The organism is Pantoea sp. SS70, from assembly GCF_029866845.1.
Taxonomy (GTDB): domain Bacteria; phylum Pseudomonadota; class Gammaproteobacteria; order Enterobacterales; family Enterobacteriaceae; genus Pantoea; species Pantoea leporis.
The window spans coordinates 2,472,232-2,483,751 of sequence record NZ_CP117199.1; the positions used below are offsets into that span (position 1 = coordinate 2,472,232).

Annotated in this window: 9 protein-coding genes; all 9 read right to left on the bottom strand. The window is 49.7% G+C overall.

Annotated elements, in window-relative coordinates; all coding sequences use genetic code 11:
* Positions 1-174: 174 nt before the first annotated feature.
* Positions 175-921 carry a hypothetical protein gene (locus tag PO881_RS11500; protein ID WP_280171797.1) on the bottom strand — a complete coding sequence of 249 codons (747 nt, stop codon included), beginning with the start codon at positions 919-921 and terminating at the stop codon, positions 175-177.
* Positions 918-2,792, bottom strand: coding sequence for a lipase family protein (locus tag PO881_RS11505; RefSeq protein ID WP_280171798.1), 1,875 nt, complete (start codon positions 2,790-2,792; stop codon positions 918-920). Before PO881_RS11505 ends, PO881_RS11500 begins: the two co-directional genes overlap by 4 nt.
* Positions 2,792-5,329 (bottom strand): type VI secretion system tip protein VgrG, encoded by a 2,538-nt coding sequence (gene vgrG, locus PO881_RS11510; RefSeq protein WP_280171799.1) that lies wholly within the window; start codon positions 5,327-5,329, stop codon positions 2,792-2,794. The genes PO881_RS11505 and vgrG overlap by 1 nt, the downstream gene beginning before the upstream one ends.
* 158 nt (positions 5,330-5,487) lie before the next feature.
* Positions 5,488-5,937, bottom strand: a complete 450-nt coding sequence (locus PO881_RS11515; RefSeq protein WP_280171800.1) for a putative T6SS immunity periplasmic lipoprotein — start codon at positions 5,935-5,937, stop codon at positions 5,488-5,490.
* A gap of 557 nt (positions 5,938-6,494) precedes the next feature.
* The gene (locus tag PO881_RS11520) at positions 6,495-6,944 is read right to left on the bottom strand and encodes a putative T6SS immunity periplasmic lipoprotein (RefSeq protein ID WP_280171801.1); all 450 of its coding nucleotides are present in this window, start codon (positions 6,942-6,944) and stop codon (positions 6,495-6,497) included.
* A complete protein-coding gene (locus PO881_RS11525; RefSeq protein WP_192411621.1) occupies positions 6,938-7,486 on the bottom strand; it encodes a type IV secretion protein Rhs in 549 nt (182 codons plus the stop codon). The genes PO881_RS11520 and PO881_RS11525 overlap by 7 nt, the downstream gene beginning before the upstream one ends.
* An 85-nt stretch (positions 7,487-7,571) precedes the next feature.
* Complete coding sequence (gene yiaA, locus PO881_RS11530) at positions 7,572-8,009, bottom strand: inner membrane protein YiaA (RefSeq protein WP_192411620.1); 438 nt, start codon at positions 8,007-8,009, stop codon at positions 7,572-7,574.
* A gap of 35 nt (positions 8,010-8,044) precedes the next feature.
* Positions 8,045-10,645, bottom strand: a complete 2,601-nt coding sequence (gene tssH / locus PO881_RS11535; protein ID WP_280171802.1) for a type VI secretion system ATPase TssH — start codon at positions 10,643-10,645, stop codon at positions 8,045-8,047.
* 383 nt (positions 10,646-11,028) lie between these two features.
* Positions 11,029-11,520, bottom strand: a complete 492-nt coding sequence (gene hcp, locus PO881_RS11540; RefSeq protein WP_064741351.1) for a type VI secretion system effector Hcp — start codon at positions 11,518-11,520, stop codon at positions 11,029-11,031.

The window sequence follows — 11,520 nt, forward strand, 5'->3', positions numbered from 1 at the left end:
ATATTCCTTACTTTCGCACAGAAACGTTCCAGGGCAGCTCTTCCATCAGGCATTTGCTCTGTTACTCTCAGGTGTCCCACGACTAAGCCGTGCAACGTACAAAACAGCCGGTTAATTTATTTTTAGAATAATGTAATGAAACGAGTGGCGGGTGATTTTTCGACATTTATAAATTCAATTCATTAAATTTAGTTTCTTAAAATTAATCGGGTCAGGTCCATTGGCATTGGTCGTTTGAGTTCCATCAGGATAAGTCGTAATCGAGTCCTCACCAAACTTCTCTGGTCCTAAAAAATTAATAATCTTTTTAGAATGAACCTTGGGTTTGAAAACAATAAGTTCAGAATTACTAACTCTATAATTTAACATATCTTCATTTATTAACCTGAGGATTTTAGCATGGTCTATCATGCGGTCATTTCTGATGAGTGGGTAATAATCATCTCTTATTTCAACGTTGCCAGACACGTTCATATAGTGCCCATCTCCCCGGGGGGGAGGATTGTTATCAAAAACAAAAACGATGTCATTGGAAATATTACTTTTAATATCAACCCCAAATTTCTTCACATCACTAAATTTAAACTGAAATCGTATATTACTGAGTTTCCATTCACACCTACCACCACCATTAACGAAGACATTGCCACTCACTAAATCATCAACGAACTCTTGTTTAAAAGGGACTGTCAGTAGGCGATAACCAGCACGGGTAGTTATTGAACCCGCAGAGGTGAAAACTTTATCTCTGCATTTTTCAGAGCGGTAAATAACATCCATCGGTAAAATATCCACGTCGGCAGGTTTAACTACCGATACTTTTACAGTCTTACCTCCAAATGGAGGAGATAAATCTTCGCTAAACACACAACCGTTTAGTAATAATAATGATGGTAAGAGTAATACATTTATCATATTCATTCGTTTAATTCCTTTTTTGTCTTGCCGAAACGATCCAGAATAGCATCTGACTCTGGCATCCGCTCTGTTACTCTGATGGTTTCTGCTACTAAACCCTGTAATGCAGAGAACATCCGGTTTCTTTCCTTTTCATCATCAGGAATACCAGAATCTGACATCTGTTTCTCAAATGCGATCCTGCTTTCTTTTCGTTTCAGAGTGATATCATAAGACACCAACTCCACCAGTTGATTGTTAATATATGGCAGATAGGCTGAAGACATAGAGTGATTTCCAGGGTCGGTAAGTATAGAATCCAGATCCGGATTGGTATTTTTAGGGAAAAACTTCTTCATGCTTTCAATATTTAATGATCGAATAAATTGCAAGTTGTGATTTCTTGCCGAAATACTTTTATCTTCAGCCAGGGAAGGAATTAAATAATATTTTGTTTTTTTAGGTAATCTATACTTTATTCTGCGACATCTGGGAGCACTCATAGAGCCTTCGCATTGCAGGCTTTCCACCACCTGTGTGGTGTAATAGAACAGCACAATATCACCATGATGCCAAAAGCTGTCGCCGACGGTTACACCAGAGATTTTCTGCGAAAGCAACTCAGCTACAGACCATGTAAAACCCAGCATGGTGCCAACTGGGCCATAAATCTCATAAAACCAGTTATACAGGTTCACATCCATCGGAACGCTAGTAATGCTATCTGAGTCATTAACGTGTCGGTAGTGAGTAACTTCCGAAAGCTGTAAGGTGGCATCAGCAGTGAAAACCCTCGGCATTCCATAGGTGTATAATAGTGGTTTTGTCGATTTTAACTCAGCAGCATGAATTAATGCTAATGCTCCACCTAAACTATGTCCGCAAAGAAAGTGCTCTTTATCATCAATTAAAGAATCTAATTCTTCAAAATTTGCCTTGCCCTTATTTTTAGCATATTCAAAAGCATCTAAAAATCCTTTGTGGATTTTACCCATCGGGGCAAGATAGGACGGGCACTTTTGTGGGCTAAATGTGATGTCAGTTAACCAGTCTCTCAACTCTTGAGTACCACGCCAAGCTACAACGACATGTTCATCATTTGAGACATAAAATAACTGAGTATCATGCTGAATGATATTCCCGGCAGTGGTAACGAAGCGTGGGTTGATGTATCGCTGACTGAAGGGGACGTCTTTAACCACGGCATAATAGTCGTTTTTATCACTTAATTTTGGGGCCGTGGATAGATCAATATATGCCTGTTTGAAATACTGAATGATCTTTTCTTCTGTTGAATAAGAAAGATCGGCCATTATCCCTAGATTATAAGCATTAACTATCGAGTAATCTGTTTGATGGTGCAGTATCAGTGACCAGGCCCGGAATGGACACACTTCAAAAACGTAACGACAGTTTAGCTTTTTTATCGTTTGACCGGAAAAGCGCAAATCCGGAAAGTGATATTTCGGTGGGTTCGCTTTATCTTTCCATTCCGGCATCATATCAGGAAGGCTATCGCATAGATGACCTATTTTTAGATAACGATATTCGTATCCTTCCACAACCGCTTTGGGTTTTACGGTTGAATCATCCTCAGCACGTCCAAAGGGACGCAATGCCCTTTTTTCCATCTCGTCTGCAAGCGACTTTGCTTCAATATGTAAAATCAGCTCTAGCGGATGTAAACCCTCGATTCGAATGATGCCACTGACGTCGCTTTTACCGATATATGAAGCGCACTGACTACGTGTAGCGGCATTTTCGGCCACATACGGCATATTAGGGATGGGTTCTTCACGTTCATCCAGAAGCTGAATCTCAACCCAGTATTTTTTTTGTTTACCTGTCCAGGCATCTGGATATTTGCATTCCAGAGACGTAGTTGCTGTGCTCATTATTTTTCTTCCTTGATATCGGTCATTTCTTCATCCGGGAACTCAATTTTCAATGCTGATGGCATAGCTGTGAATATCCGCATTGTTTTTCCATGTTCATCAGAAACGCCTTCATACACCTCACCTTCTCCGGTGGTGACCTTGTAAAATGTAAAGGGTTGGATTTCACCACTTTCTGAACCTTTTAATGTAAAACCTTCACCGTATCCTTTAGGGAAGGTATGTGGTGGAGAGTCTAGCGTGGCTGGTCCCATTTTCTGCGCATTGGCGCATTTCAAAAGAATATTTCCAGGCGCACCCATCTCAATATTGCCACCGCTGAGTTTTATATAGGCTCCGCCACAAGTGATAGTCAGTTCCTGACTAGCGCTTACAGTGACTTTCCCTTCAGCGCTGCTTATCGTGATGTCTTGTTGTGCTGCTGCGTTAAGCTCGCCTTTCTGAGCCTGGATATCCAATTTCCCTGCGCCAGCAATCAACTGCATTCCCTCTCCCTGCGCAAACACGCTGACAGTTTTGGTAGCCGCTAGCGTGATTGACTCTCCAGCACTGATGTCCGTATTTTTCCCCGACATCAGACCAACGCTTGCTCCACCTGAAGCCATACGTACTGATTTGGGGCTGACAATTCCAATGCCTTCAGGAGCATGAGCCAAAATCCCTGCTTGCTTCAAATCTTCCAGCGCATTATTAAGTTCTTCATGAGAATCTGAGTCGCCTTGGGTTGCTTCAGCTTTTTGAGCAATTTCGTTTAAGCTTTTTGCTAGCGATAGCGCGTTTTTAAGTTGCCGTATTGCCTCTTCCATATCCATCATGCGCCCTTGTGCACTTTGTTGTGCATCAGCCGAGATGAATACACCTTTGCCACCGCGAACGGCAACCCAGTCATCTGTTCGCAATTCCGCGCCTTCTCCCCGGAGCAGCCTGTCATCGTCGACGTTGTGGCCTAAATTAAGCTGCGTCTTGCCACCGTACTCCGTGCTGAGCTTGACGTGCTCTTCACCGCGCTTATCTTCCATGCGAAGCTTATTCAGCCCAGCGGTCCGAATGACGTTGCGGGTGCTGTTTTTCTCTGTGACGTGATCGACGTGTCGCGAGTCATGCAGCGCATGAGCAATATAGGGCTGGTCAGGATCACCCTCACGGAAGGCGATCGCCACCTCCGTGCCCTGTATCAGCGGGAAGTGGAAACCATACATATCACCGCCATAAGGTTTGGCGAGGCGCACCGGCATGCTTTCCTGGCCGCGATCTTTGCTCTCTTCATCTGCATCAAACACCACGCGGTACAGACCGGAGGCATCCTGCCAGGCATAGATATCATTGTCTTTTGCGCTAGTAACACGCGCTGTCATGGTGCCGCTGACTTTTGGGCGTGGTAACAACCTTGGACGCCAGCACAGCGTTTCGCTGTAAGGCACACCATTAAGGTTGATTTGTAACGCCGACTTGCGGCTGGCACTGAGGTTGATGCGGGTGACGACGACCGGACTCTGAAGCTGTTCCGGCAGCGTTGGCAAAAGACCATCTATAATGGTCAGCACCTGACCTGGAGCCAGCGATGCGTCATTGCTTATGCCAGTAATCAGCGTCTGGCCGCACAAAAAACGTTCGTGATCGAGGCGCGCGTAATAGTTCGCAGTCTCCGGCGCGGGCACATATTTATCACCGCCGTCAGGATGACGCGGACGATAGTGATAAACCTGCCCGTAGTTGATCTCATCACCATCGCCGCGCGACATATCCGCCTGAACCGAACGTAAAATACGTTGCGCTTCGCGATGGTTGTAATCTTTCGCGACTACCCCCGCTTCAACCACTTTGTGGGTGATATTCAGTCCCCAGATAGATTCCTGTCCGTTATCTTCCAGGCCGGAAGGACTGTTAAGTGGCAACGGCTTACCCTGAATAAGCGCAGACTGAGCATCACCAAACCGGACGACTTCAGTTTGGGTATCTGGCTGGAGCGTGAACATGTAAAAGATGCCAACTTCCGACAGCAAGCGGCGAATAAACTGAAGATCACTTTCCTGGTACTGGTTTATCTGCTCACGCTTGGGATATTCATGCTTCAGGCTGAATTCATATTCCCAGCCCTGAAAACCGTGTTCATCCAGTATCTGGCTCACCACCTCTGGAACTGATTTATTCACAAAGAAACGGTGCGAGCGATATTGCTTATCCAGCAATGCAAGGCGTGGCTCAATAACCACCAGATAAGTCACCTGATCGGCAGAACCCGTCAGACGGTGAAAATCAGTGATGTAACCATGCACCATCTTCTGTCCCGACAGCACCATCAACTCACCCGTGCCCATGGTCAGCGTTGCTGGTTTACGCAACATCTGTGCGGCCGTGATGTCTTTATCCGGGCTGGTGAACAGCACATCGTAGTGATAGTTCTCACTCAATGCTTCTGTGCCGTTAAAGTTCTCGACGTCAATACTGGACGAGCATGAGGGGATAGAAAGCTTGTAACGGTTCAACGTCCCGTTTATTAACGAGGGTGCACCTTGCAGTAAATCAGTTATGTTCATGTCATTCACTCCTTGATGACAGCCGGCCACAACGTCTCTATCACTGGTGGGGACGTTGACGACTTTCTCTGGGCTTTATTAATGTTCTCTGACAGCGGCTGGATAAATTGTTTTGATGCTATTACGAGACCGCATTACCACGAATAGTTACCATTAATTTAGAAATTGTTACCGAGGTAATGCGTAATTTCATTCTCCTGCAGTGGGATGTTTTTAACCTGAAGCCCATCAATTTGTATGGCATTTGAAAACACCCTTGTATTTTGACGCTTTTTAATTGGCTTCAAACTAAATCTAACCACATACTCTCCATCGCCAAACTCGTCAATTACTGATTCGGAAAGACAGATAAATCGCCCATCCTTTAAATTGGTATTGTTGGGCATTAAAGATTGTCTATCATCTTCATGCCCCCTTCTGAATATACTCATGGATTTTAGCGTGTAGTCGCTGGCTCCTTGCACTTCAAAGCATGCTGCATTTTCTCTTTGAGTAATATTCGCCGTTTCTGAAAACGTCACCTTATCGCCAAGGCAGCCAGTGAGAAAGACGGAACTCATTATTAGAGTGGAGTAAACACCTGCTTTATAAAACTGATAGCATCTCATTATGGTTTCTTTCAAATGAATACTTAAGAATAAAATAGATTTCAATCTGTAATTATAACACTAAAAATCATTTGGAATAAGGCTGGGAAGATAGTCTGCGTTATTCAATGGCAAAAATATTATCTGGCCTTTACTTATCTTAATGGATGCGACCTTTCTAAAAGATGGACGTATCTTTAAAGTAGACAGCAGAGTGTAATGAATAGTATAGGCATGATTTTCTGCAAGAAACCACTGTGATGGTGAAAGGCAACGTTTGCCGTTAACGTCTAACAATTCACTTCCCGCATACGTTTCCCTCAACCCTGAATCATCCTTATTTTTTATCGAAATGACGCTCAGATAATACGTTTTCTCTGGGGGCGTGCTGATACAAAGCATATCGTTAACCAGACTTACCCTGTTATCACGCTCAAATCCAACCTGCTCTTCTCCCAACGTACACCCGGTCACAAGTAAGCATATTAATGTGCTTATCATCGTCTTTCGAATATGCTTCAACATTTGAACCATTTATCTTGGTGGCCGTTTTAGGCGCTGACTACACACCCACTTACTTATTTATAGCCTCGCGATATTTCAGAATCCTGTAACTGATAGCTACCCAATTTTCCATTAACCACTTTAACAGCAACGACAAAGCTTCTTATTGAATCAATGCCCCCGCCGTTTTTAAGAATAAATTTAACTACATACTCTTTGCCTTCAACAGGCGTGAACTCATCCGGGGGAAGACATAGCATGCCATTTGAGATTACAACGTCACCAACAATCCTGTTTTTTTGCTCTGTTCGCGGGGTATCTCTTTGATTAATTGCCAGGTAAGTCGGGATATACCCTTGTGATTGTTTTATGGGAAAGCAAATCTCTTGCCCTTCTCGCACTGCTTCCGTTGTTTCATCATGCCACCCTCTGTCACCAACGCCCGGACAACCAGTGAGAAATGTCGAGCTTGCGAGTAAAGTGGAAATAGCTACAGTTTTTTTGAGGATAAAAAACTTCACCATGGAAATCCTCTGAGTGCATTTTTATAGCGTTGTTCTATGACAGGAAGACTTAATTCGCCATCAAGCGTCACGGATTCTCTACCATGCAACCATAAAAATGATTCATAACCCCATTCATGCAAAATAAAATTATCAGCGACGATTTGAGCTTGCTGCTCCATCGAATATTCACTCAGCAATCGCCCGTCCAGTATATAGCGATAAGATGCTATCCAGCTGACAAGACCTCGGCAGATAACACACATTCCCCTGTCTCGTTGCCAGACATGACAGAGTTCGTGAATGAATGTATGTTGTTCACCTGAAGAGGTTTTAGAATAATCATCTCTATAGAGATATGTGCGGTAATAGATTTCGCCCTGTGGTGTCATGGCCACACGCTCATGCTGGAGGCCAAATGGCAAATAACTGTCGTGATGAATCCAGACCTTACCGTAATTGATCTTTTCACCATAGACAGATTTTGCCAGCGCAATCTCACCTGAGGTTAATAAGCGCAGGCTCCCCTCTTTAATAGCCGCTTTTTTAGCTTTATCTGTCATGCTTACTCACCAAAAACCATTACAACGCCGTCATGGCGTCAACGTTCTCTCGCCACCGCGACGGCAGCGGGAGAGTTCGGGAATATCAGGCCTGAGGTTCGTGCGGGGTTTCATCAGCGCTGTCAGACACACTGTGCATGCTGTCGCGGGTGTTTTTCTGCACTGCCACCGCACCAAACAGCGCCATAAAGAACGACACGCCGTAAAAGCCTTTCTCGCTCGGCATTAATGTTGCGTTCCACAAACCGGCAAGCAACAGCACTACGGCAATGGTTAAGGCCAGCAGGCAAACCATGTGATACAGATGCGTGGTTGGGATGCCTTCAAGCCGGTCGCGTACGGTTTTCTGCAGCGAAACCGCCGCGAACAGTCCTAGGATCAGCACCGCGAAGTAGTAGCCTTTTTCATTCAGCTCCATATCTGCGCGCCACAGGCCCGCCAGATAAACCAATGTGCCACCGAGCATAGCAATCCATGAAATCGCGATAAACGCGGGTGAAACGGGGATATTTTGGGTTTTCATACACACTCCTTGTCATTAAAAAGAACGTCACGTGTTCAGAATATAAAACTCACTTCGCCTTCTTCATTGGTGTCCAGCGTCAGGATGTTGCTTAAGGTGCCGCTGGCGCGGTGCTGCAAAATCACCTGGCTCAGCACCGGCAGGATCTGCTGATTGAGCAGGCTGTCGACGTTGCGCGCGCCGGTGTCGGGAAGCAGACAGGCGTCGGTGAGCATTTCATACAAACCATCGCCGATAGTGGTGCGGATGCCGTAATGCCGTTGCAGCCGCTGGCTGACCTGGCTGAGCTTCATCTCCACGATGATCCGCATCGCCTCGCGCGCCAGCGGGCGGTAAATCACCGTCTGGAAGCGCGCCAGCAGCGCCGGCTGGAAGTGGTCGCGCAGGATCGGGCGCAGGCACTCCTGCAGGTCTGACTCGGTGGCCTCGGGCGTTTCTTCCAGCAGCTGCATCAGCGCGTCGCTGCCGAGGTTGGAGGTCATCAAAATCACCGTATTGCGAAAGTCGATTTCGCGCCCTTCGCCGTCGCGCATGAAGCCGCGATCAAACACCTGATAGAACAGGTTAATCACGTCGCGGTGCGCTTTTTCTACCTCGTCGAGCAGCACCACGCTGTACGGGCGCTTGCGCACCGCTTCGGTGAGGATGCCGCCCTGGCCGTAGCCGACGTAGCCCGGCGGCGAGCCTTTGAGCTGGGAAACGGTGTGTGCTTCCTGATATTCGCTGAGGTTGATGGTGATTAACGATTTCTCGCCGCCGTACAGCAAGTCGGCCAGCGCCAGCGCGGTTTCGGTTTTGCCGGTGCCGCTGGTGCCGACCAGCAGAAACACGCCCTGCGGGCCGTTTTCCGAGGTGAGTCCGGTTTTCGAGGCGCGCAGGCGCTGCGCGATGGCGTTCAGCGCCGCGTCCTGACCGACCACGCGGGTGGCGAGCTGGCTTTCCAGCGCCAGCAGTTCGGCCTGCTCGTTCTTCATTAATGAGGAGAGCGGCACGCCGGTCCAGTCGGCAATCACGCCCGCCACGATGCGCGCGTCAACGTCGGCGGTAAGCAACGGCTCGCCGGGCTGCAGCGCGTCAAGGTCGGTCTGGAGCTGTGCGATGTTGTGTTTCTGACTGGCGTCTTTGCGTCCTTCGAGCAACTGCTGCATGCGTTCTTGCACGTCAGCGTAGCGCTGCTCCAGCGCCTCCAGCTCTTCATCGGTTACCGCAATCAGGCCGGCGATTTCTGCCAATCGCTCCTGCGACACTGCGCCGCCCAGCGCTTCGTCGTCGAGGATGGCGCGCTGCTCAATGTTCAGCGCATCAAGCTTCGCTCTTAAGCGGGTTATCGCCTCCGGCGTGGTGTCCTGACTCATACGCACGCGCGCGGCGGCGGTGTCGAGCAGGTCAACCGCCTTGTCCGGCAGCTGGCGGCCTGTAAGGTAGCGGCGCGACAGCGTGACGGCGGCGCGCACCGCCGCGTCGGTGATGTGTACGCCGTGATGGTCGGCGTAGCGCGACTTGAGGCCGCGCAGCATCAGGCACGCGGTGTCGTCGTCCGGCTCGTCCACCTTCACCATCTGGAAGCGGCGCTCCAGCGCGGCGTCCTTCTCAAAGTACTGTTTGTATTCGCTCCACGTTGTCGCCGCGATGGTGCGCAGCTCGCCGCGCGCAAGCGCCGGTTTCAGCAGGTTAGCCGCGTCCGCGCCGCCCGCTGCGTTGCCCGCGCCGATGATGGTGTGCGCCTCGTCGATAAACAGCAACACCGGATTCGGCGCGGCCTGCACCTCGGTGATGATGTTCTTCAGGCGCTGCTCGAATTCACCCTTCACGCCCGCCCCCGCCTGCAGCATGCCGAGGTCCAGCGTATGCACGCTCACCGGCTTCAGGCTGTCCGGCACGTTGCCTTCGGCAATGCGCAGCGCCAGCCCTTCAACCAGCGCGGTTTTGCCCACGCCCGGCTCGCCTACCAGAATCGGGTTGTTCTTACGGCGGCGCGACAGGATATCCAGCATCTGGCGGATTTCGTTATCGCGGCCAAATACCGGGTCAATTTTGCCACTACGCGCGTCAGCGGTGACGTCGCGGGTGAAGCGGGCAAGCGCTTCGGTGGAGGGGGTTTTGGCTTCGCCTGCGGGAGATTGCTCGATAGTGCTGACCGGCATCTCCGGCTGTTCCGCTTCCGCACGCTCGTCGGACTGTGCTTCCAGCATCTGCTGCAGGCGCTCAAGCTGGCTCATGCGCAGGCTCAGCAACGGCCAGAGACCTTCGCACTGTGCAAGTTTTGGCTGCTCGGACAGCGCCATCAGCAGATGGATGCTGCGAATTTGCGGGGAATTATCAGATGCGGAGGCCATTAGCCACGCCTGCTTCAGCAGCGCTTCCAGCGAAGAGGAAAGCTGCGGACGTCCTCGCACCGCGCGCGGCTGGCGGTCGAGAAATGCCAGCAAATCCTGCCAGATGGCGTCCATATCCCACTCGTAGCGGCGCGCGATGACGGTGATGTCGCCCTCGCCCTGCTCCAGCAGCTTGAGCAGCCAGTGCTCCGGCTGGATTTCAGCGTGCGCGCGGGTCTGGCACAGCGACGCGGCGGATTCCAGCGCCTGCACGCAGAACGGGTTGAGGCGACGCAGTAAAGCGGCTGACTGACTGTCCATAGCAAAATTCTCCTGATTGGGGGCACGCTACCGCCCTTCGCCGTAAACCAAAGCGCATAAGGCAGCAGGAAAGATGGAAAATGACTTGTGATTTCACCCGCTTCGGATGGAATCACCAGGCATCTGGCCTGGTCGCATAGCGTCAGTTATTTTTGAAGGTCAACACCGCGCAATGAATTGCGCCGCTACAGAATGTGCGCCCTGTAATCCCTGTTGCCAGCATCCACCGGGCTGCAAAAAAACAGCCCGGTGGAGGGATTACGCTAAATAGTTCGTGTCGCAGGAAGGCGGCAAGCGAGTGCAGCCCCGGGAGCTTACATAAGTAAGTGACCGGGGTGCGCGAGCGCAGCCAACGCACCTGCGGCGCGAAATATGACGCGTAATCAGGCTGTGGCGCGTTCGTTCCACGAATCCGAGTGGATGATGTTGCCGTCTTTGTAGGTCCAAGTGATTTTTTCGTAGCGCAGCTCAATCTGCTCCAGATGGTTATGCTTCTCTTTCGACGGGTCCTTAACGTCGTGCATCACCGGATTGACCTTCACCACCTTCACGTTCTCCAGTTTGGTGTTGAAGTACTCCACTTCCTGGCCGGCGTCGCTAATGCGGTACCATTTGAACTCGGCAGACTTCAGCGTCTGGCCGGTAGTGACCGCTTTGTAGAGGTACGGGCTGGACGAGTCGATTTCCTTGGTGAACAGGAACGGCGTGTGAATGCGCGTGCCGGTCAGCTTGCCGGTGTTGTTGTCGGTCGGGATGTACAGGTTGTGTTGCTGTGCCACCACTTCGATGCTGCCTTCACGGTCCTGCACGTCCACCGAGCCCTTGATGTCCGCACCGCCGTCGTCCTTCAGCCACAGATAAACCGGAATTGCCAT